Below are 21842 nucleotides of genomic sequence, written 5' to 3'. Positions count from 1 at the left end.
TCCCGGTGGGGGCCACTGCTGCGCTCCGCGCCGGTGTGCACAACTGGCGCCCGGAACCGCCACAAAGGCACACGGGGTGTCAGAAGACGACGACCCCGCGCAGGTTTCGGCCCGCGTGCATGTCGGCGAAGCCCTGGGCGATGTCGTCGAGCTTGTAGGTGGTGGTGATCAGCTCGTCGAGCTTCAGCTTCCCGGACGTGTACAGGTCGATCATCCACGGGATGTCGGCGGTTGGTGTGGATGCGCCGAAAAGCGAACCCTGAAGCCGCTTCTGGTAGAGCACCAGTTCCATCGGGCTGATCGGGATTCCGACGTCGGTCATCTTGCCGAGACCGGTGACCACGCAGATTCCTGCCTTGCGGATCGCCGAGAACGCCGCCGCGATGTGCTCACCGGTCGTGACGCCCACGGTCACGATCGCGGCGTCCGCGCCCTGTCCGTTGGTGTACGAACGCGCGATCTCGGTGGCCTCCGCCATGTCCGCGACCGCGTGGGTGGCTCCGAACCGCAGCGCGCTCTCCCGCTTGAACGGCACGGGATCGACGGCGATGATCCGGGCCGCGCCGGCGTGGGCCGCGCCCTGGACGGCGTTGATGCCGATCCCGCCGATGCCCTGGACGATGACCGTCTGGCCGGGGTAGATCTCGGCGGAGTTCACCGCTGCTCCCCACCCGGTGCCGACTCCGCAGCCCAGCAGGCACAGCTTGTCGAGCGGCAGGTCCTTGTCGACCTTGACTGCCGAATCGACGCTGACGGTGGTGTATTCGCTGAACGTCGACAATCCGCACGTCTGGGCGACGGGCACCCCGTCCAGGCTCATGCGGAAGCTCGAGGGGTCGTCGGGGCGAGTCCCGGTCATGATGGCGGCGCCGCGGTCGCACAGGTTCTGCAGTCCCTTTGCGCACCATCGGCATCGGCCGCAGGCGGCCAGGAACGAGAACACGACGTGGTCGCCCTCGCTCCAGCCGTGCGTCTCGGGGCCGACCTGAACGACGATTCCGGCGCCCTCGTGTCCGCCGCAGATCGGGTAGCTGCCCACCGCGTGGTCGCCGACGGCGATGTGGTCGTCGGAATGGCACAGGCCCGCAGCGACCATCTTCACCGTCAGTTCACCGCGCCGCGGTTCGTCGAGTTCGAGATCGGCGACCTCGTAGGTACCGGGTGCCCGGCGGATGATCGCGCCACGTGTCTTCACAGTATCGCTCCGAAAGTTCGTGTGGTGGTTCCGATGTGGTGGTGTTCAGCCACCGGGATCACTTGCTCACCTGCGCCGACATTGCGGCGCGATATTCCTCGGCGTAGGGCGGCAGCATGCCCCATTCGCGACGCGGGTCGTAGTCCGGAGCGACGAACACGGTTCGGGCGTGGCTGAATTCGAGGAAGCCCTCGCGGCCGTTGTAGTGGCCCATCCCCGACTCCCCGATGCCACCGAACGGTGCGTCGAGCATGCCCGCATGCATCATGACCTCGTTGATCGTGACGCCACCGGAGGTCGTGCCCTCGACGACCGCGCGCTGCTCGTCCTCGTCGTGCCCGAAGTAGTAGAGCGCCAGCGGTTTCGGACCGGAATTGATCTCGTCGAGAACATCCGCGAGGTCGTCGTACGTGCGGATCACCATGGCGGGGCCGAAGATCTCCTCCCGGGAGATCGCCGCCGATGCCGGGGGGTCGATCACCAGACGCAGCGGGCGCCGACGTTCATCGGTGGTGATCGGCTCGGACGGAACGACCTCCACGCGTGCTCCGAGTTGCTGTGCCTCGCTGATGTATCCGTCGATGCGGGCGGCGTGCCGATCGGAGACGATCGCGGTGACGTCGACGTTTCCTGCGATCGTGGGCAGCAGTTCGCCGTAGGTCCGGCCGATTGCGACGACGAACGATTCGAGCTGTTCCGCCGGGACGTACACGGTGTCGGCGTTGACGCAGAGCTGACCGCTGTTGGTCGCCTTGCCCACCGCGATGCGGAAGGCCGCGGTGTCCGTATCGGCCGAACGCCCGACGATCACCGGGGATTTTCCGCCGAGTTCGAGCGTGACCGGCACGAGGTTGAGCGCGGCGTTCGCCATCACCGATCGTCCCGCGGCCGCGCTGCCGGTGAACACGATGTGATCGAACGGCAGGGCGGTGAGGGCCTGCGCGATCTCCGGTCCACCGGTCACGACGGCGACGTCACGGGGATCGAGGAACTCCGCGGCCGCCGCCGCCAGCACCTCCGCGGTGCGCGGCACGATCTCGGACGGCTTGAGCACGGCGCGGTTGCCCGCTGCCAGCACGCCGGCGAGCGGACTCAGGAGCGTGAAGAGCGGGGCGTTCCAGGTGCCGATGATCGCGACCGAGCCCTTGGGCTGGTACTGCACCTCGGCGGTGGCTCCGAGCTGGTCGTACGGGGAGAACACCGTCCGCTGCTCGGGCTGCATCCACGTCTCCACGTGATCTCGCGCGTATTTCAGCGCGGTCAGCGATCCGAGGATGTCGTTGACGGTCGAGTATCCCGGGTGGCGCCCGCCGAAATCGGCGTCGATCGCGTCGACGATCTCGTCGTGGCGGGCCACGACCATCTCGATCACCGACTCGATCCGCGCCCGGCGAGCCTCGGCGGAACTCGTTCTCTGCGAACGGAACTCCCGTCGCTGACTCTCGAGCAGGTCGCGCAGTTCGGATTCGGTGCCGGTCAGTGTGTTCACAGCGGCGATGCTATGAACGACATCACTCCTGCCCTGCCGATGTCCCGCTCATCGGGACCCGAACGGCGCGACCGTGTTACTCCTCGTCGGCCGATGCGTCGGGCACTGCAGGCTCGTCCGTCTCGGATTCCGGTTCCGGAGCGCTGCTCGTCGTCGGCTGCGCACCGGGCTGCGGCCGGCCGCTCGTCGTCGGCGACGAACCGGATTCCGGTGTGCTCCCGGGCGCGCCGGCGGGGTTGCGTTCCGGTCCCGGAGCGGGCTCGCGCTCTTCCTCCGGTTCGATGCACTCGACGATCGGAACCGGGTCGTACTTGACGGTGCGCGTCGTGCGGGAAAGCTGCGCTCCCGTCTTCGCATCCGTGATCACGCGGGTGTCGCTGACCGTGAAGCCCTGCGCGCCGCTCGACGGAATGCACGCGTCGCCCGCCGGAAGGGTGATCTTGTTCGGTGACGTGAACGCCGTCCGGTCCCCGGTGAACGACTGCACGTCCACCGTCTTCGTGCCCCAGAGCCGGACCGTGATGTCCGAACTCGTGCCGATGGTCTGGATCAGCACGCCGGTGTCGAACGGGTTCCGGAACTGGAGGTCGATCGCGCCCTCGAACACGGTGGCCTCACGCGCCGCCGGGTACCGCGAGATGTAGTAGCTGTGCTCGGTGTGGGCGACGTCCTCCATGCCGGCGAAATACGTTGCGTTGTAGAGGGTTGTCGCGAGCTGGCTGATGCCGCCGCCGACGGCCGTGCCGGGCCGGCCGGCCTCGATGATGCCGGACTCGACGTAGCCCTGCGCCGCCCCGCGCGGACCGGTATATCCGTTGAGCGAGAACGTTTCTCCCGGCTTGACGAGTGCACCGTCGATCTCGGAAGCGGCAAGGCGGATGTTCACGCCCGAGGCGTAGGAGAAGCCACCGGTGGTGAATTCGCCGACGACCTCGCGGATGCCGAGCTTCTCGGCGGCCTCGGTCGTGAGCGCGGGATCCACGGGTGCGTACACGGCCGGGGTGGTCCGGTCGCCCGGCGCGGCCAGCAGCTGGGGCAGCGGTTCGAGAGTCTTCGTCCAGTCGACCAGTTCGCCCTTCACCGCGGGCACGATCGTCGGTCCGCCGCCCTCGATGACGATGCGGGCGTCCTTCGGTTCGACCTCGGTCTCCGCGAGCTGCGGACGCAGGAAATCGACCACGACCTCGGAGTGGTATTCGGGGATCAGGCCGCCCTCGCCGTCCGGCACGAACGACAGGATCGTGCCGATCCGGTCGCGGGGCAAGGTCGCGACCGTGTTGTCGCGACCCTGGACCTTCACGTCCGACGCCACCGCGGGTATCGCGATCTCGGTGAGTGCCCGGTCCACCGCTTCGGGTGTGACGGTCACGTCCAGCGTGGTCACCGGCAACGCGACGTCGCCGAACGCCCACTTCTCGGCGAACACGTCCGCCGCGACCTGGGGATCGAGATTCTGGCCGGGTTGCGGAGACACCGCGACCGGGGTCGCCCCCTCGAAGACGACGGTGCCCTCCCGCGGGGCGCGTTCGGCGCTCGAACGCACTCCTTCGAGAGCGTCCGTGAGTGCCGCGTCGTCGCGGACGGAGACAACGCCGATCTCGTCGGTGCCGAACAGCGACGCCAGCCGGGTGAACGGATTGAGCGGCTGCGATCCGATGCGATCGAGCGTGTGCTCCCAGTCGACCTCGAGTCCGGCCCGGGCGGGAACGACCTCGGCGGTGGTGTCGCCGGCGGTGACGGGCACGGGGTTTTCGAGGCGTCGGCCGAGTTCGTCGCGCAGCAGTGCCTCGGCGTCGTCGACCGATTCGCCGCCGATCTCGATCCCCGCGACCGTCACGCCGCGCGGGACCTTGCCCGACGACGTTGCGAGATCGACACCGTAGAGAACCGCGAGAGCAGCGGCGACACCGCCGGCCACGATCGCGATCTTCCGCCACGGCGGTCCCGCAGGCGAGGGGGATCCGCCGGTGCCGTCCGGCGGTGTCGGGGGCGGAGACGACGGCGGGACCGGTCCGCCGGCGACGACCGGAACGACCTCGGTCGCCGCGTCGTCGGCGGATTCTCCCGCCGCACGGCCCTCGTCGGATTCGGCGGAGGCGGTGCCTTCCGGCGTCCTTTCCGTCGGGGGCTCGGCTGCGGACGCAGCCGGCTGGGCGGGCGGCGTGTTCCTGATCGCGGACATGTCGATCGCGACGGTCGGCGCCGAGTCGTCGACGGCGAGTGCCTGCTCGGCAGGTGCTGTGTCGGGTACCTGCTCGGCCGGCGCCTCGGTGGGCGCCTGCTCGGCGAGTGCCGCGGTGGGCGTCTGCTCGGCCGGCACCTCGGTGGTGTCCTGCTCGACGAGCGCTGCAGCGGTTGCCTGCTCGAGGGGTGCTGCGGCGAGTGCCTGCTCGGCCGGTGCTTCTGCGGCCGGTTCCGGCTGCAGACCGGCCTGCGGCGCGGTCGGCGGTTCGTCCGGGGTGCGGTCCGCGGCCGGCGGATCGATTCCGGCGTCCTTCAGGGAGGTCGCGGCGGTCGGTGCCGCAGGCTCGACCGGGGCCGCAGGCTCGGTGAACACGGGCTTGGTGAACGCGAAGGGCGCGGGCTTCTTCGGCGCAGCCGGAATGGCGGCGGTCGGGATTTCCCAAGGCTTGAGCCGAGTCTGCGGGGTCTCGGGAGCCGGCGGGGTTTCCGGCGCGGCGGGCGCGCTCTCGGTGGCGGACGTGTCCGGGGCGACGGGCTCGTACGCGGCCGCCGGTGTCTCCGGCGCCCGGTCCCCGGCTTCCCGCTCGGGTGCCGCGTCGGCGACCTCGGCAGCGCCCTCCTCGGCAGCGCCCTCCTCGGCAGCGCCCTCCTCGATAAGGGCCTCTTCGACGGGGGCGTCCGCTCCGTTCCGAGCTGCGGACGGTTCGGGTGCCGGGGCGACCTTCGACGGGGTCGGGAGCGGAGCCATCGAGACGAACCGTTCGGTGGGTGCCGGGGTGGTCGGCTCGGCAACGACATCGGGTTTCGCGTCGGCGGCGGTTCCTGCCGTGTGGTCCGGTGCGGCCGCGGCGGCCGTTTCGGGCTTCCTCTGCGCTTCCGCCTCGTTGGGGGGAACGGCACCGCTCATGTTCGCGCGGTCGTCCGCCCCGTTGTTACCACTCACCCGTGTCCTTCCGACTGGGCACCCCACGACCGGGTGCGCCTTTCCACCAAGCGTAAATGCCGGTCCCGGCGCACTCCGATCCGAGCCCGGCGCAAGGGCACCGGAAACGAGAAAGACCCCGCGTTGCCACCAGGTCGGGGGTCAGGCAGCAATGCGGGGTCGATAGGTCTATCGACCCTCTCCCCGGGACGTTACATACCTTCCGGAATTTTTTTCGTGCGGTCTTCTCAGGCCTCGAGGATCGCGGTGACGCCCTGTCCCCCGGCCGCGCAGATGGAGATCAGGCCGCGTGCGGGCTTGCCGGTTTCGGCCTTCTTCTCGTGCAGTATCTTGGCGAGCGACGCGACGATCCGGCCACCGGTCGCGGCGAACGGATGCCCGGCCGCCAGGGACGATCCGTTGACGTTGAGCTTGCTGCGGTCGATCGAGCCGAGCGGTGCGTCGAGGCCGAGCCGGCCCTTGCAGTACTCCTCCGACTCGAAGGCCTGCAGCGTCGCGAGCACGACGGACGCGAACGCCTCGTGGATCTCGTAGAAGTCGAAGTCCTGCAGGGTCAGGCCGTTGCGCTTGAGCAGGCGCGGGATCGCGTAGGTCGGGGCCATCAGCAGACCGTCGCCGCCGTGGACGTAGTCGACCGCGGCGGTCTCGGAGTCCACGAGATACGCGAGGACGGGCAGGCTGCGGGCGGCCGCCCACTCCTCGCTGGACAGCAGGGCCGCGGATGCGCCGTCGGTCAGCGGAGTGGAGTTGCCGGCCGTCATGGTGGCGTCGCCGAGTTTCGTGCCGAACACCGGCTTCAGCGTCGACAGCTTCTCGACCGACGAATCGGGGCGGAGGTTGTCGTCGCGGGTCAGGCCGAGGAACGGGGTGACGAGGTCGTCGAAGAACCCGCGGTCGTAGGCGGCGGCCATGTTGCGGTGGCTCGCGGCGGCGAGTTCGTCCTGGTCGGCGCGGGCGATGCCGAATCCCTTGGCGGTGATCGCGGCGTGTTCGCCCATCGACAGGCCGGTGCGGGGTTCGCCGTTGCGGGGGATCTCGATGCCCAGCATCGACGGGCGCACGTGGCCGAGCAGCTTGAGGCGGTCACCGGTCGAACGCGCGCGGTTGAGCGACAGCAGGAACTCGCGCAGGTCGTTGTCGACACCGATGGGCGCGTCGGAGGTGGTGTCGACGCCGCCGCCGATGCCCGACTCGATCCGGCCCGCGGCGATGGCGTCGCCGACGGCGATGATCGACTGCAGGCCGGTGCCGCAGGCCTGCTGCAGGTCCCACGCGGGTGTGTAGGGGCTCAGCGGGCTGCCGAGCACGCATTCGCGGATCAGGTTGAAGTCACGGCTGTGTTTGAGGACCGCGCCGCCGACGACGGCGCCGAGCTGCTCACCCTGCAGGTTGAAGCGGCTGACCAGACCGTCGAGGGTCGCGGTGAACATGTCCTGGTTCGAGGCGCGGGCGTACTTGCGGTCGGACCGGGCGAACGGGATGCGGTTTCCGCCGAGGATCGCAACGCGGCGCGACGAGCGCGAAGAGCTGGAACGGGCTTTTGTGGTCACGTGTCGTCTCCCGGTGTTCTGATGGATGCGAACTCTGGATACTATTCTTACTCACGAGTAAGTTATTGTCGACACCGCATGACCTCCGAACCAGAGAAGGTGGAATCGTGGCCGAAACCAAGGGCGCACCCAAGCTCTACGCCCAGTTCATCACCTCCGCACCCGGTGCTTTCCTCGCCAAGCAGTTCGGATTGCCCCAGCCGGAGAAGCTCCGCCGCTACCAGCCGGGTGAGCCCCCGCTCGCCGGTCCGGTGCTGCTCGGCGGCAACGGCCGCCTCGTCGAGCCGATCCGCGCCCTGCTGAGCGACTACGTCTTCGCCGAGCCCTCCGAGAAGAACTTCGGTGCCCTCGTGTTCGACGCGACCGGCATCACCGACGCCGCCGGGCTCGAGCAGTTGTTCACGTTCTTCCAGCCCGCCATCAAGGGCCTGGGCCCGAGCGGCCGCGTCGTCGTCCTCGGCACCACGCCGGAGGAAACCGGCTCGGTCGACGAGCGCATCGCCCAGCGCGCCCTCGAGGGCTTCACCCGCAGCGTCGGCAAGGAACTGCGTCGCGGCGCGACCGTCCAGCTCGTGTACGTCTCGCCGCAGGCGCCCGCCGGACTGTCCGGTGTCGAATCCACCCTGCGGTTCCTGCTCTCGGCCAAGTCCGCGTTCGTCGACGGCCAGGTCGTGCGCATCGGCGACGGCGAGGCCACCGCACCCGAGTCGTGGGACAGGCCGCTCGCCGGGAAAGTCGCGGTCGTGACCGGCGCGGCCCGCGGTATCGGCGCGACCATCGCCGAGGTCCTCGCCCGCGACGGCGCGACCGTCGTCGCCGCGGACGTCCCCGCAGCGGGCGACGCGCTGTCGCAGACCGCCAACAAGGTCGGCGGCACGTCGCTCGCTCTCGACGTCACCGCCGCCGACGCCGGCGACAAACTCGCCGCGCACCTGCTCGAACGCCACGGCGGCGCCGACATCATCGTGCACAACGCCGGCATCACCCGCGACAAGCTGCTCGCCAACATGGACGAAGGCCGCTGGAACTCCGTGATGGCGGTCAACCTCATCGCCCCGCAGAAGATCACCGACGTACTCGTCGCGAAGGGCGCACTGAAGGACGGCGGCCGCGTGATCGACGTGTCGTCGATCGCCGGCATCGCCGGCAACCGCGGCCAGACCAACTACGGCGCATCCAAGGCCGGCGTCATCGGCCTCGTGCAGGCCACCGCGCCCGTGCTGGCCGAGAAGAACATCACCATCAACGCCGTCGCACCCGGCTTCATCGAGACCGCGATGACCGCCGCGATCCCGCTCGCGACCCGCGAGGGCGGCCGCCTGATCAGCTCGCTGAATCAGGGCGGCGAGACCGTCGACGTCGCCGAGACCGTCGCGTGGTTCGCGAACCCGGCGTCGAGCGCTGTCACCGGCCAGGTCGTGCGCGTGTGCGGCCAGTCCATGCTGGGGGCGTAGATGGCCGTCATCGAACTCGACTCGGTGCCGTCGATCCTCGACGTCTACTCCCGCGCCGTGGTCTCGGCGCTGCCGGTGATCGGCGCGTCCGGCACGTCGCTGCCGGACGACACGCTCCTGCTGCGCGGCGTACGCGTCGATCAGGACAACCTCGCCGAGTACGCGAAGGTGTGCGGTCTGCGCTTCGGCGACACCCTGCCGATGACCTACCCGTTCACGCTCGCGTTCCCCGTCGTGATGAAACTGATGGTGTCCAAAGGCTTTCCGTTCGCCGCCATGGGATCGGTGCACGCGGAGAACGTGATCGAACAGTTCCGGCCGATCTCGGTCACCGAGCCGCTGGACATCCGGGTACACGCGGAAGACCTGCGCGAGCACCGCAAGGGCATGCTCGTGGACGTCGTCACCGAGATCTCCGTGGGCCGTGAACCGGTCTGGCGGCAGACCTCGACGTTCCTGCACCAGCAGCGCACGTCGCTGTCCGGCGCCCCGAAGCCGGAACCGGAACCCCAGGTGATCCCGCCCGTGCCGACGTCGACCCTGCGGGTCGACCGCAAGACGATCGACCGCTACGCGGCCGTCTCCGGCGACCGCAATCCGATCCACGTCTCGACCTTGGGCGCCAAGGCATTCGGCTTCCCGCGCACCATCGCGCACGGCATGTGGAGTGCCGCAGCGGCGCTGCGGGCCGTCGAGGGACGCGTCCCGGACAAGGTCACGTACTCGGTGCGGTTCGGGAAGCCGGTGCTGCTGCCGGCGACGGTGAACCTGTACGCGCAGCAGGTCGCGGACGGCTGGGATCTGTCCCTGCGGCATCCGGAGAAGCAGTACCCGCATCTGAGCGCCACGCTGCGCTGAGACGGGACGGCACAACGACTTCGGGTGGTCCGGGGCGCGATGGGGGCGTCCCGGTCCACCCGATCCGTATTCGGGGGTCAGCCGGGCGTATCGGTGCGTCGGCGGCCGGCGAGGCCACGCCACGCGAGGTTCTCGAGCAGATCGGCGGCCTTGGCGACGTCGATCTCGCCGCCGGCGATGCGGTCGGCGACCGCCTCACCCGCGCCGACCAGTGCGACCGCCATGATGGTGAAGTCCATGTCCGGTTCCGGGTCGCGCGTGCTCGATTCGAGCAGGTGCGCGGTCAGTTCGATGAGCCGGTCGCGGCTGCTGCGCACCTGGTTCGCGAAGGCCTGCTGGGCGAGGGCCTGACGGTAGAGCACCATCCACGAGTGCCGATGTTCGTCGACGAATCCGAGGAACGACTCGAGCGCGACCCGCAGTTGCGCGCGCGGCGGCAGGTTGGGATCGCCCGCCGGTGCCAGGGCTTCGACGAATCGCTGCCCCTCCCGGCCGATGCACGCGGCAAACAGTTCGTCCTTCGAGCCGTAGTACAGATACAGCATCGGCTTCGAGATCGAGGCGCGCGCCGCGATCGCGTCCATCGACGTCTCGTGGAAACCCTTCTCGGAGAACACCTCCACGGCGGCATCGAGCATCTGCTGTTCCCGCACCGCGCGAGGCAGTCGCTTGGTACCGCCGGCCATGTCTCCTCCATACTGCTCGGGTCTCGCTCCTTACCCTAGGGTAAGGAGCGCGGGTGGGTTCTCCGGATTTCGGAATCCCGGAAAATCAGCAGTCGAGCGCACCCTTGGCCCGCGCGACCGTGCGCACCGCGTCGTCCACCTGCGCGGCCGGCAACGCGCCCGACCGCACGGACTGCTCGAGACGATCGAGAACCTCGGGCACCTGATCGGTGGTCAGCCACAACGCCTGGTCGACACCGGCGATCAACGCCGCCTCCACGGCCTCGGCGATGCCGTAACTGTCGGTGATCGCGCGCATCCCGGACAGATCGTCGGTGAAGATCACCCCGTCGAACGGCGGTGCCCCGTACCCGGCACCGTCGCGCAGCAACCGCACCGCCGCGGGGCTGATGCTCGCCGGCCGCCCGTCGGTCAGCCCCGGCACGTCGAGATGGCCGATCATCACGGCGACCCCGGACGTGACGAGTTCGCGATAGGGCACGAGGTCGATCCGCTGCAGCTGAGCGAGCGGCGGGGCGACCACCGCGCCCGTGTGCGAATCACCCGACGCCGAGCCGTGACCCGGAAAGTGCTTGAGCACCGGGAGAATTCCCGCATCGCGCAACCCCCGCGCGTACGCGTCGGCGTACTGCACGACGACCTGCGGATCGTCGGAGTAGGAACGGTCGCCGATCACGTCGTCGTCGGCCCGGTCGGTCACGTCGACATCCGGCGCGAAATCCACGGTGATGCCCAGCTCCCGCAGTTCGCGGCCGCGCTCGAGCGCCATCGCGTAGGTTTCCTCGACGCTCATCGTCTGCGCCGTGACCCGCGCCGACGGATCCTCCCCGAGCAGCTCACCGACCCGCGAGACGCGGCCGCCCTCCTCGTCGATCGTCACCATCAGCGGCAGGGGGCTCTGTGCGGCGACCGCGGGGATCTCCCGGTTCGACAGCATCGACACGTCGGTCCAGCTGCCGATGAAGATGCCGCCGATCTGCTCGGACTGCACGATCGCCAGCGCGTCGTCGGTGCCGGTCACCCCGACGTTGAGCAGCTGCGCGAGCTTCTGCCGCAACGACAGCGACGCGAGCAGATCGTCGCCGCACACCGGTGCGGGTGCCGGTGCCGCCACGGGCTCGGTCGTCGTGGTCGTGGTCGTGGGAGCCGCCGATGTCGCGGACACGGACTCGGTTGCGGCGGTCGACGAGACGTCCGGCGAGTCGTTCCCGCCGCAGCCGGCGACCGCGGTCGCGGCGGCGAGCACGGCGACGAGACTGTGACGGATACGCATGGACATCGACGGTAGCCGACCATCGCACAGTCGGCTCCCACAGCCCGCCGGGAACGGTAATGTGCACCCCGAGCAGCCGGTTTCGACCCAAGGGGTGTGCGATGCCCGCAGATCTGATCCTCATTGCCTACGACGGTTCCGAAAACTCCAAGCGCGCCGTCGAATACGCGGGCCGCTTCCTCGAGTCCTGCCGCGCCGTCGTCGTCACCGCGTGGGAACCCATGGTGCGCCAGGCCGCACGGATGTCCGGGCTCTCCGGGGTGATGCAACCCGAATGGGTTCCCGACGAGGACAGCGAGGACGTGGCGCTCACCGACGCCAAGGTCACCAACTCCGAAGGCCTCGAACTGGCGCGCGCGGCGGGCCTGCAGGCGGAGGGCCGCACCGTCGAGATCGTCAACGCGGTGTGGACCTCGATCATCGAGGCCGCCGACGAACTCGACGTCGACATCATCGTCACCGGAACCCGCGGCACCACCGGGCTGCGGTCCCTGCTGCAGTCCTCCGTCGCCGACCACGTGCTGCGCCACAGCCACCGGCCGGTGCTGATCGTGCCGCCGGGACGCTAGGCGCACCGCCGTCGCCGCCGGGCGATATCGTCGAGCGATCATGGACGGCTTCCTTCTCTCGCGCCCGGAGCGCACCCTCCGCACCACCGGAATCAGACGCCTGTACGACACCGCCGCCGAGGCGTCACGGGCGCTGCGACGCGACGAGGCCGATCTGATCGTCGGGGCCCTGCCCTTCGACCCGGAGCGCCCGCCGGCGCTGATGCAGCCCGAGGAGAGCACCGTCACCGACGGGCCGTGGACCCCACCCGACGACCTCGACGCACTGCCGCCGGTGCGGGTCGCCGCGCAGAACCCGCCCCCGCGCATCCACGTCGCGCGGGTGCGGACACTGATCGAACGGCTCGAACTCGGCGAGTTCGGCAAGGTCGTCGCCGCACGGTCGGTCGCCCTCGACGCGGACGAGCCGCTCGACGCCCTCGCCGTCGCCGCGCGCATGGTCGCCCGGCACCCGACGGCCGCGACCTACGCCGTGGACCTCAGTGCCGCCGGCGAACGCTACTGGGGGCACACCCTCGTCGGCGCGACCCCGGAAGTTCTGGTGAGCCGGCGCGGCAGCACCGTCACGTGCCGGCCGCTCGCCGGGACCGCCGCGCGCTGCGCCGACCCCGCCGATGACGAGGCGGCCGGTCGCGACCTCCTCGCGTCCGCGAAGAACCTCGCCGAGCACGCCTACGTCACCGCGTGGATCCGCGACCGTCTCGGTCCGCTGTGCACCGAGCTGGATATCCGCGAGACCCCGGTGCTGACGAGCACCCCCGACGTGTGGCATCTGGCGACCCCGATCACCGGGACACTGCGCGACCCGGCCACCGACGCCCTGACCCTCGCGACGGTGCTGCATCCGACACCCGCGGTCGCGGGCACCCCCACCGAGGCGGCGCTCGCCACGATCCGGGCCGTCGAGGGCGATCGCCGCTTCTACGGCGGTGCCGTCGGCTGGTGCGACGCCGCCGGGGACGGCGACTGGCTGGTCGCGATCCGCTGCGCGGAGATCAGCTCCGACGGGCTGCGTGCCCTCGCGTGGGCGGGCGGCGGGATCGTCGCCGATTCCGACCCCGACGCCGAACTCGACGAGACGACCGCGAAGCTGCGGACACTGCTCGGCACGCTCGGCCTCTGATTCCGGGCACACCGTCGTGGCACACGGACAGAGACACACAGTGGGGGCACACCGTGTGACACGGGTGATACCTTGACGCGGTGCGAAACGGCGCGGGGACGTCCCGCGCCGACGTTTTGACGATGGGGAGATGGGCATGGCGAAGTTCCTTGGACCCGGCCTGGGCAGCGCTGTGATCGGCGCCGTTCTCGGTGCTGCAGCGGTATTCGGTGTGACCGCCGCGGTGCAGGACAACACCCGCCCGGAGATCGACCGCAGCGGCAACGCCGATTCCTCCCTCCTGAACCAGGTTGAGTACGGCAGCCGCTGACGGCGCCGGCAACGCTGCGAGTTCACGCACTTCCTCCGGCGTGACGGCCCCGCACGATCCGGGGCCGTCCGCCGAACCCTTGTCACGTCGGTGGTTGTACGCGGCCGCCGCGGTGGCGTTCGTACTTGCGTTCGCGCAGGTCCCCGGCCTCATCGTGGCCGACACCAAGTACGACCTGACGCAGAATCCGCTGGGGTTCCTGGCCCGCGCATCCCACCAGTGGAGCAGCATCGCCCCGCTCGGGCAGGTCCAGAACCAGGCGTACGGCTACTTCTTCCCGCACGGCACGTTCTTCGCGGCCGGGCAGATCCTGCACGTGCCTCCGTGGATCACCCAGCGGATCTGGTGGGCACTGCTGCTGATCGCCGGATTCTGGGGCATCGTGCGGCTCGCCGAAGCACTGGGCATCGGCAGCCGCAGTTCCCGGGTTCTCGCCGCCGTGGTGTTCGCGCTGTCCCCGCGGGTCCTGACGACCCTCGGGTCGATCTCGTCGGAAACCCTGCCGATGATGCTGGCGCCGTGGGTGCTGCTGCCCGTGGTCCGGTACGCGCGCGGCGATTCCGGGCGTTCGGCCCTGCAACTGGCCGCGCAGTCCGCGGTCGCGGTGGCGCTGATGGGTGCGATCAACGCGGTCGCGACCGCCGCGGCCTGCCTCGTCGCCGGCCTGTGGTGGCTCGCGCACCGGCCCGGGCGGGCGTGGTGGCACTTCACGATCCGGTGGATCCCGTGCTGCATTCTCGCGGTGCTGTGGTGGATGGTGCCGCTGCTGCTGCTCGGCAGGGTCAGTCCGCCCTTCCTCGACTACATCGAATCGTCCGGTGTCACCACCGAGTGGGCGTCGCTGGCGGAGATCCTGCGCGGCACCGACAGCTGGACACCGTTCGTCTCCCCCGAACGCATCGCCGGGGCGGTGCTCGTGACGCAGCCGGCCGCGGTCCTCGTGACCGGTCTCCTCGCCGCCGCGGGCATGGCCGGTCTGGCGATGCGCTCGATGCCGGCACGCGGCCGGCTGACGCTGATTCTGTTCGTCGGGGTGGCCGGGCTCGGCGCGGGTTATGTCGGTGAGCTCGGTTCCCCGTTCGCCGAGCAGGTGCGCCTGTTCCTCGACTCCGGCGGGGCGGCGCTGCGCAACGTCCACAAACTCGAACCGCTGGTGCGGCTGCCGCTGGTCCTGGGCCTGGCCCACCTGCTGCGGCGGGTGCCGCTGCCCGGGTCGGTGCCGTGGGGACGCGCCCGCGTCGCCTTCGCGCATCCCGAACGGGACCCGATGGTCGCGTTCACCACCCTGATCCTGGTCGCCGCGACCCTCGCGACCTCCCTGGCGTGGACCGGCAAGCTCGCGCCGCGCGGCGCCTACGACGAGGTCCCCGGCTACTGGCACGAGACCGCGGCGTGGCTCGGCGAGAACACCTCCGACCGCGGCGAACGCGCCCTGATCGTGCCGGGCGCCCCGTTCGGCAGCCAGATCTGGGGTCTGACCCGCGACGAACCGATCCAGGCCCTGGCCGAATCACCGTGGGTGTCCCGCGACGCGGTGCCGCTGGTGCCGCCCGGCGCGATCCGCGCCCTCGACTCGGTGCAGCGGCTCATCGCCGACGGCCGGCCCTCCGACGGGCTCGCCGCCACGCTGCGCGGCCAGGGCATCGGCTACGTGGTCGTCCGCAACGATCTGGATCCCGACACGTCCCCGGCCGCGCGCAGCGCACTGGTCCACCGCGCCCTCGACGGCTCCCCCGGCCTGGTGCGGGTCGCCGAGTTCGGCCCGGACATCCGCCGCGAACTCGGCGAGGACTTCGTCGCGGACGCGGATCTGCAGCCCGCCTATCCGGCGATCGAGATCTACCGCGTCGATGTGCCGGGCTCTTCGCCCGTCGGCCCGTATGTCGTCGACGCCGCGTCGGTTCCGCGGGTCCAGGGCGGCCCCGAATCGCCGCTGCAACTCGCCGGCGGCGAACCGCCGCTGCCCGGCCCGCTGCTGCTGGCCGCGGACGCGCAGCGCGCCGGGCTGCCCGTCGACGGGGTGGTCGTCACCGACACGCCCACCGACCGCGAAACGGACTACGGGCAGGTGGACTACCACTCGTCGACGATCCGGGCAGCCGACGATCCCCGACGCACCCACAACCTGGTGCCGGACTATCCGGTCGCCGACACCGACCTCGTCCGCGCCGAATGGGAGGGCGCGCGCATCGGGGTCTCCAGCGCCGCGTCCGACGCCACGCAGCTCGGTGGCACCTCACCGGGCAGCGGACCGGCCGCCGTCGTCGACGGTGACCCCACCACCGGCTGGCACAGCAACGGCCTCGAATCCGCGGTCGGACAGTGGCTGCAGCTCGACCTCGACACCCCGATCGAGGCCGGCATGCTGCACCTGACGACGAGCCCGGGCGTGCTCGGCTCGCCCGTCAAGTGGCTGGAGCTGGAAACCGACCGCGGCACCACCGCCGTCCGGGTCGAGAAACCCGGCCGCGAACAGACGATCGCGTTGCCGCTGGGGACCACGACGTGGATCCGCATCACCGCCACCCACACCGAGGACGGCACCGCCGGGAGCCAGTTCGGCATCACCGAGGTCGCGGTGGACGACTTCACCGACCGCGAGAACCCACGGCCCATCGACATCCGCCGGCGCATCGTACTGCCGCCGGTCCCGGACGGCGCGGACGTGCTCGGCTGGCAGCTGAGCCAGGAGTTCCCGGGCCGCGGCAGCTGCGTCGACACCCCCGACCGGGTGCGGTGCGCCCGCGGGCTGGCGACGGCCCCGGAGGAACCGAACACGTTCACCCGTTCGCTGTCGGTGCCGGCGGAAACCGAGGTCGCGCCGCAGGTGCGGGTGCGGACGCGTCCCGGTCCCGCGGTGGAGGCGCTCGCCGCGCAGCCGGATCGGGTCACCGCGACCGGTCCCGCCGACGTCGCAGACCTGTCCGGCTCCGCGTTCGCCGCGACCGACGGGGATCCGCGCACCTCCTGGACCGCGCCGGAATCCGCCCTCGAACCCGGCGCACCACGCCCGACCCTGACCCTGCAACTGCCGTCGCCGGAACTCGTGACCGGACTCGACGTGGCCGCGAGCCTCGGTGCGCTACCGGTGGCACCGACCCGGATCGCGGTCAACCTCGGCAACGGACCGCAGGTGCGCGACATCGACCTCGGAGACGACGTCCGCTCGGCCCGGGTGGATCTGGAACCGCACGTCACGGACCGGATCGTGGTCAGTCTCGTCGCCTGGCCCGACGTCCTGGACCGCACGATCCTCGGGTTCGCGAAGCTCACCCCGCCCGGCCTCGCCGAGATCACCGTCCTCGGGCAGGACGGCCCGCTGGGGGCGCAGGACCCAGCCGCCGACCGGACCGTCACCGTCGGCTGCGACAGCGGCCCGGTCGTGACCGTCGCGGGCCGCTCCTACCGCACGTCGGTGACGACGACGGTCGCCGCCCTCGCCTCCGGGGAGGAGATCCCCGCGACCCTGTGCGACACCGGCACGGTCGCGCTGCCCGCGGGCCGGGTGCACCTCGACATCACCCCGGGCGCCGCGTTCGTCGTGTCGAGCGTGGACCTGCCCGTCCCGGGGGCGCTGCCGCCCGTGCCCGCACCGGTCGAACTCGCCACCGGCACGTGGACCGAGGATCTTCGCGAACTCGACGTCCCGGTCGCCGGCACCGAACGGATCGTGGTGGTGCCGGAAAGCACCAACGTCGGCTGGGTCGCGGCCGCACCGGACGGCAGCGAGCTGACCCCGGTCGTGGTGGACGGCTGGCAGCAGGGCTGGATCGTGCCGGCCGGAACCGGCGGCACCGTCACCCTCGCGTTCGCGACGGACCGCTGGTACCGCGCCGGGATCTTCGGTGGACTGCTGCTGCTGATCCCGCTGTTCGCGGCGGCATGGTGGCCGCGGCGGCGCCGCGAGCAGGAACTGCCCGGTCCCGCTCCGAGGCCGTGGGGCAGCACCCTCGTCGGACTCGCCGGGGTCGTCGCGGTCGCGACGGTGGCGGCGGGTGCGGTCGGGGCGGGTGTCGCGGTGGCCGGTGCCGTGGCGATCGGCGTGATCATCGCGCGCCGGGGCGAAACCGCCGCCTCACGGATCCTGGTGGGGACGACCGGTGCGGCGACGATGATCGCGATGGCGATGCTGTCGACGGGCCCGTGGCGGGCGCCGGGCGGTTACGTCGGCCACTCGTTCCTGATTCAGTTCGCGGCGGCCGTCGGGCTGGTCGCGCTGGGCCTGGCCACCGTGCCGCTGTCGCCGCGCTTCGCCCGCGTCCTGCGGTGGAATTCGCGGCGGACGGGTTCCTCGACGAGCGCGTAGCTCACGGACGCGACCGCGATGCTCAGGACGACGGTGACCGCGAGCACGAACCAGAAGTGGCCGTGGAACGGCAGGATGCCGAACACCGGGAACACGATCGACAGCACCGCGAGATGCCAGATGAAGATGCCGTACGACCAGCGGCCGACGGCCAGCGCGGCGGGCGACGCCAGGATGCGGTGGTCGCTGCGCGGCGCGAGGGTCAACGGGGCGAGCAGCGCCGCGCTCATCACGGCGCCGAGCAGGATCTTTCCGTTGTACTGCCACGGCTCGAGGTCCGTGAGTCCTTCCGGCCCGCCCAGCGGGGTGGTCGCGAGCGCGAACGCGCCGATCGCGATCGCCGCCATCAGCGCGCGCCGCGCCGCGAGACGATGCATCCACGTCCCGCCGACGGTGGCCAGTTCGGCAAGCAGCATGCCGGCCCCGAACCACGGCAGGTAACCGGGAAGCCAGTTGTCGTGATGGATGTGCTCGGGGGTGGCCACCGGCAGCCACACCCACACCAAGCTCAGCGCGCATGCCGCGAGGATCACCGGGATGCGGAACCGCGCGGCGTCCCCGCGCAGCCGGCACAACGCCAGCGCCAGCAGCGGCAGCACCAGATAGAACGCGACCTCGACGGACAGGCTCCACATCTGGGTGAGGCCCTCGGTGAGCGTCAGCGGCACGAACACCTGCACCAGCGTCAGGTTCGCCACCCACACCCGCCAGCCGCCGCCCGCCCCCGGCAGCAACAGCAGTACCAGGCACACGACGGTCCAGTAGGCCGGCAGGATGCGCACGGCCCGGGAGGCGAGATAACGGCCAGTCGGCTGCGCGACACCGTATCCGCGGGCCGCCGCGGCGTGCGGCCGCCACAGCAGGAAACCGGACAACGCGAAGAACAGGGCGACCGCGAGATCGAACCGGCCCCACACCCGGCCGATCACCGGATCGTGCACGGCACCGGTCTGGAACGCCACATGGGTGATGAGAACACCCACGGCGGCGAAGCCGCGCATGCCCTCGAGGGCCGGCAGGAAGCCGGTCACGCCACGAGGTGAGGCACCGGCATCGGGTCGATTGGTCATCGCCGACCAGTGTGCCCGGGATGCGTACTGTCCCGGAAGTCCGGGTTCTTCCGCGATCCGAACGTACGCACAACCACTGTCGGCTGTTAGTGTCTGGGCTCACGTGGTGTCCGCATTGTCGTACACCAGACGATCCGTGCAGCCCTGCTGCCGGTGGGGGTACTCGATGACAACCGTTGAGTGAGGAGAGACAGCATGGCTGAGCGATCGGGCTCGGGCCGGAAACTTGCGCTGGTGTTGGTGGGCCTGGGGACGTTCCTCTTGGCGATCGCGCTGCTGGTGCCGACCTACACAGTGGGCAAGCTGAAGAAGACGCCGCTCGATCTCGAGGTCACCACTGTGGCCGAGGGTACCGGCGACATCCTCAATTCCAGGGCGCTGCTCTCCGGTAAGGCGCAGGTCGACACGAACGTCCCGATCGTCGCGCAGCGCTTCGTCACGGTCGAGGACCCCTCGAACGCCGACATCATGACGCTGCAGGCCGGCCAGACGGTGCGTCGCCTGGACATGCAGGGAGACACCGGCCTGGTGTCCGCGACCGTGGACCGGGTGACCGTCGACCGTGTCACCTCGATGCCGGTCTCGGCGGAGGAGTACCCGGATCGTGTGAGCACCATCCAGACCTCGGCGACCGCGCCGCCCACGGAGATCGACAACCGTGACGGCCTGCAGTACAAGTTCCCGTTCGACGTGGAGCAGAAGAACTACCCCTATTTCGATCTGAACGCCCGTGAGAACTACGAGATCGAGTACAAGGGCGAGGAAGAGATCAGCGGCGTCAAGGTCTACCACTTCCAGCACACGATCGATCCGGTCGACCTGTCGAAGGCCGATCCGTCGAACCCGTCGTACAAGCTGAGCCTGCCGGCCTCCACGTGGGGCGTCGAGGGCGGCGATGCGCCGGTCACGATGGTCCGCTGGTACACCAACGTCCGTGACCTGTGGGTCGATCCGATCACCGGCGTCGTCATCAAGGGCCAGGAGCAGCAGTACCAGTACTACGCCCGTGCGGCCGACAAGCCCGAGGTGACGGTCCTGAAGGTCACGCTGCCGTTCGACCAGGACACCATCGAGTACCAGGTCGGACAGGCCAAGGACGGCCAGGACCAGCTGTCGACGTTCGGCCGCACCGTCCCGATCATCCTCGGCATCCTCGGTGCCATCTCGCTGATCGCGGGCATCGTGCTCGGTGTGCGCGGCGGCAAGGGCGGCACCCCGGCCGCCGCTGCCGGCGGCCCGGCTCCGGCCGGCCCGGCCACGACCACCCCGTCCGGCCCGGCGCACGCCGCTCCGACCCAGCGGGACCTGACCAACGACGACACCCAGGTCATCCCGCGCACCGACGCGGGACAGAACCCGCCGCAGCGGGACTGGACCACCGACGCGACGCAGGAGATCCCGAAGACGGATCTGCGCAAGCCGCCGTCGGAGCAGTAACCGTCGAGAGCTCACGCGAACGCCCGGCCGGGATTCCCGGCCGGGCGTTCGCGCGTATCAGCGTCGAATCGGCCGCGCGGCGAACGGACAGGCGCATGCGGAATTCACGTGGGCGGCTGCCGTTCCGGCGCGCGAGTTCTTCAGTTGGGCCGCAGCCGAGGTGTTCAGGACTTCCTCCGGACGGCGGGTCCGGCCGCGCGCACGGCGAGCACCGCGACCACCGCGGCGGTGACCGCCGCGACCCCGACCGCCACGGCGACGAACTGCTGCACCGTGGACGCCACGGTGGTCATGAGCACCGCCTCGACGACCAAGCCGAGCCACGCGACTCCCGCCAGACGGGTGCGTTCGCTCGCGATCGCCGACAGCAGACCGGCCTGCAGGACGGCGAGGCACGCGCCCTGCAGCGCGAACACCCACAGCAGCGACTGCACCGGGGCGTAGGCGTCGCCGACGAGCAGCGGCACGAGCGGGGCACACAGCGCGGCGCCCGCGACGACCACCGCCCCGATCCCGACGATCACCGTCAATGCGGACCGGACCGCCTCCCCGGACCGGGTCGGGTTGGCCATCTGCGGATACAGCACCACACCGACGGCCTGCGGCAGCCAGAACGCGACCTTCGTCGCGACCGCGCCCAGCGCGTACAGACCGGCGGCGTCGGCGTCGAGCACCATGCGGGCGAGCAGCAGATCCAGCGAGGTCATCGCGATCAGCGCGAGCTGCACCTGGGAGGCGCGCAGGACCGAGGTGATCCCGGGGGCGCGCGGGGCGTCCGGGATCGGCTCGGTGCCACCACGACCCACGATCACCGCGGCCCCGGCGGCGACGATCCCGGTGCCCACCGCCCCGGCCAGCAGCGCCGCCCCCGGACCGCCCCCGGCGGCGAGCACCGCGACCGCGGGCGCGACCTTCGCGATGCCCGCCGCGGCCAGGACGACGCTGAGCGCCGCGAACCGGCCGCGTCCCTGCAGCAGGCCCTGTTCGGCGGCGAGGAGAACCAGCAGGGGTGCGGTCACGAGGGACCCGAACGCCCCTGCCACACTCGTGTCGAGCGCCCACGCGACCACCGGCACCAGCACGGCCGCGAGGCCCGCCGCGAGCGCGGCGCACCGGTAGCCGAGGTGACGCAGTTCGTCGATGCCGCTGCCGTGCACGGTTTCCCGCGCGACCACCGTCTGCAGGGCGAGCGCGGGCACCGCGAGGACGAGCTGGGCGGCGAGCAGGCTGGCGAATTCGCCGTAGCCGGCCGGGCCCAGCCAGCGGCTCGCGGGCAGGTGCAGCAGGTAGGACGCCAGGCTGGCGGTCATCGCACCGGCGGTCACCATCGTCATTCCGGCGACGGCGGATCCGGTGGGCGCGGGACGCGGCGTCTGAGGTCGCGGCATCCGCCCA

At 70.7% G+C, this 21842-nt stretch carries 14 protein-coding genes and 1 pseudogene; 7 read left to right on the top strand and 8 right to left on the bottom strand.

Features of this window, described 5'->3' with window-relative positions:
* Positions 1-79 precede the first annotated feature (79 nt).
* The 4 genes from ACWDUD_RS03630 to ACWDUD_RS03615 form a co-directional block, all read right to left on the bottom strand.
* Positions 80-1195 (bottom strand): NDMA-dependent alcohol dehydrogenase, encoded by a 1116-nt coding sequence (locus ACWDUD_RS03630; protein WP_450108343.1) that lies wholly within the window; start codon positions 1193-1195, stop codon positions 80-82.
* Positions 1196-1253: 58 nt separating this feature from the next.
* On the bottom strand, positions 1254-2684 hold the full coding sequence (locus ACWDUD_RS03625; RefSeq protein WP_374068802.1) for an aldehyde dehydrogenase family protein: 1431 nt from the start codon (positions 2682-2684) through the stop codon (positions 1254-1256).
* Positions 2685-2760: 76 nt separating this feature from the next.
* Complete coding sequence (locus ACWDUD_RS03620; RefSeq protein WP_248673783.1) at positions 2761-4866, bottom strand: VanW family protein; 2106 nt, start codon at positions 4864-4866, stop codon at positions 2761-2763.
* A gap of 1172 nt (positions 4867-6038) precedes the next feature.
* Positions 6039-7361 carry an acetyl-CoA C-acetyltransferase gene (locus tag ACWDUD_RS03615; RefSeq protein ID WP_450108342.1) on the bottom strand — a complete coding sequence of 441 codons (1323 nt, stop codon included), beginning with the start codon at positions 7359-7361 and terminating at the stop codon, positions 6039-6041.
* A 107-nt stretch (positions 7362-7468) separates the two neighbouring features.
* On the opposite strand from ACWDUD_RS03615, the gene ACWDUD_RS03610 reads away from it, so the two are divergent.
* Positions 7469-8815: a 3-oxoacyl-ACP reductase gene (locus tag ACWDUD_RS03610; protein WP_450108341.1), complete on the top strand. Its 1347-nt coding sequence runs from the start codon at positions 7469-7471 to the stop codon at positions 8813-8815.
* Positions 8816-9673 (top strand): MaoC/PaaZ C-terminal domain-containing protein, encoded by an 858-nt coding sequence (locus ACWDUD_RS03605; protein ID WP_450108340.1) that lies wholly within the window; start codon positions 8816-8818, stop codon positions 9671-9673.
* 77 nt (positions 9674-9750) lie between these two features.
* Here ACWDUD_RS03605 and ACWDUD_RS03600 read toward each other — a convergent pair whose 3' ends face one another.
* Both ACWDUD_RS03600 and ACWDUD_RS03595 read right to left on the bottom strand, forming a co-directional pair.
* Entirely contained in the window at positions 9751-10359 is a 609-nt protein-coding gene (locus ACWDUD_RS03600; RefSeq protein ID WP_197253978.1) for a TetR/AcrR family transcriptional regulator, read from the bottom strand.
* An 85-nt stretch (positions 10360-10444) separates the two neighbouring features.
* Positions 10445-11632 (bottom strand): glycoside hydrolase family 3 N-terminal domain-containing protein, encoded by a 1188-nt coding sequence (locus ACWDUD_RS03595; protein ID WP_450108339.1) that lies wholly within the window; start codon positions 11630-11632, stop codon positions 10445-10447.
* Positions 11633-11733: 101 nt separating this feature from the next.
* Between ACWDUD_RS03595 and ACWDUD_RS03590 the strand changes: the two genes are divergently transcribed.
* The 4 genes from ACWDUD_RS03590 (at position 11734) to ACWDUD_RS03575 (ending at position 17940) form a co-directional block, all read left to right on the top strand.
* The gene (locus ACWDUD_RS03590; protein WP_197253982.1) at positions 11734-12201 is read left to right on the top strand and encodes a universal stress protein; all 468 of its coding nucleotides are present in this window, start codon (positions 11734-11736) and stop codon (positions 12199-12201) included.
* 40 nt (positions 12202-12241) lie between these two features.
* Positions 12242-13324 carry an isochorismate synthase gene (locus ACWDUD_RS03585; protein ID WP_197253984.1) on the top strand — a complete coding sequence of 361 codons (1083 nt, stop codon included), beginning with the start codon at positions 12242-12244 and terminating at the stop codon, positions 13322-13324.
* Positions 13325-13460: 136 nt separating this feature from the next.
* Positions 13461-13634, top strand: coding sequence for a DUF2613 domain-containing protein (locus tag ACWDUD_RS03580; RefSeq protein ID WP_072812050.1), 174 nt, complete (start codon positions 13461-13463; stop codon positions 13632-13634).
* A gap of 40 nt (positions 13635-13674) precedes the next feature.
* Positions 13675-17940 carry an alpha-(1->3)-arabinofuranosyltransferase domain-containing protein gene (locus ACWDUD_RS03575; protein WP_450108338.1) on the top strand — a complete coding sequence of 1422 codons (4266 nt, stop codon included), beginning with the start codon at positions 13675-13677 and terminating at the stop codon, positions 17938-17940.
* A gap of 71 nt (positions 17941-18011) precedes the next feature.
* Here the strand turns inward: ACWDUD_RS03575 and ACWDUD_RS03570 are convergent.
* Positions 18012-18941, bottom strand: a pseudogene (locus tag ACWDUD_RS03570) (acyltransferase family protein); the annotation flags it as partial.
* A 264-nt stretch (positions 18942-19205) separates the two neighbouring features.
* Between ACWDUD_RS03570 and ACWDUD_RS03565 the strand changes: the two are divergent.
* The gene (locus tag ACWDUD_RS03565) at positions 19206-20447 is read left to right on the top strand and encodes a DUF3068 domain-containing protein (protein ID WP_248673676.1); all 1242 of its coding nucleotides are present in this window, start codon (positions 19206-19208) and stop codon (positions 20445-20447) included.
* Between the two features lie 164 nt (positions 20448-20611).
* On the opposite strand, the gene ACWDUD_RS03560 is transcribed toward ACWDUD_RS03565, so the two are convergent.
* Entirely contained in the window at positions 20612-21835 is a 1224-nt protein-coding gene (locus tag ACWDUD_RS03560) for a polysaccharide biosynthesis protein (protein ID WP_450108337.1), read from the bottom strand.
* Between the last annotated feature and the right edge of the window lie 7 nt (positions 21836-21842).

Source organism: Rhodococcus sp. NPDC003382 (assembly GCF_053589135.1).
This window is presented reverse-complemented; position numbering and strand designations above follow the sequence as displayed.

What these genes read in the sequence shown, in the direction of transcription:
- ACWDUD_RS03620 (WP_248673783.1), bottom strand. Translation starts at nt 4,866, where the DNA reads ATGTCCGCGATCAGGAACACGCCGCCCGCCCAGCCGGCTGCGTCCGCA.
- ACWDUD_RS03605 (WP_450108340.1), top strand. Translation starts at nt 8,816, where the DNA reads ATGGCCGTCATCGAACTCGACTCGGTGCCGTCGATCCTCGACGTCTAC.
- ACWDUD_RS03600 (WP_197253978.1), bottom strand. Translation starts at nt 10,359, where the DNA reads ATGGCCGGCGGTACCAAGCGACTGCCTCGCGCGGTGCGGGAACAGCAG.
- ACWDUD_RS03595 (WP_450108339.1), bottom strand. Translation starts at nt 11,632, where the DNA reads ATGCGTATCCGTCACAGTCTCGTCGCCGTGCTCGCCGCCGCGACCGCG.
- ACWDUD_RS03590 (WP_197253982.1), top strand. Translation starts at nt 11,734, where the DNA reads ATGCCCGCAGATCTGATCCTCATTGCCTACGACGGTTCCGAAAACTCC.
- ACWDUD_RS03585 (WP_197253984.1), top strand. Translation starts at nt 12,242, where the DNA reads ATGGACGGCTTCCTTCTCTCGCGCCCGGAGCGCACCCTCCGCACCACC.
- ACWDUD_RS03580 (WP_072812050.1), top strand. Translation starts at nt 13,461, where the DNA reads ATGGCGAAGTTCCTTGGACCCGGCCTGGGCAGCGCTGTGATCGGCGCC.
- ACWDUD_RS03565 (WP_248673676.1), top strand. Translation starts at nt 19,206, where the DNA reads ATGGCTGAGCGATCGGGCTCGGGCCGGAAACTTGCGCTGGTGTTGGTG.
- ACWDUD_RS03560 (WP_450108337.1), bottom strand. Translation starts at nt 21,835, where the DNA reads ATGCCGCGACCTCAGACGCCGCGTCCCGCGCCCACCGGATCCGCCGTC.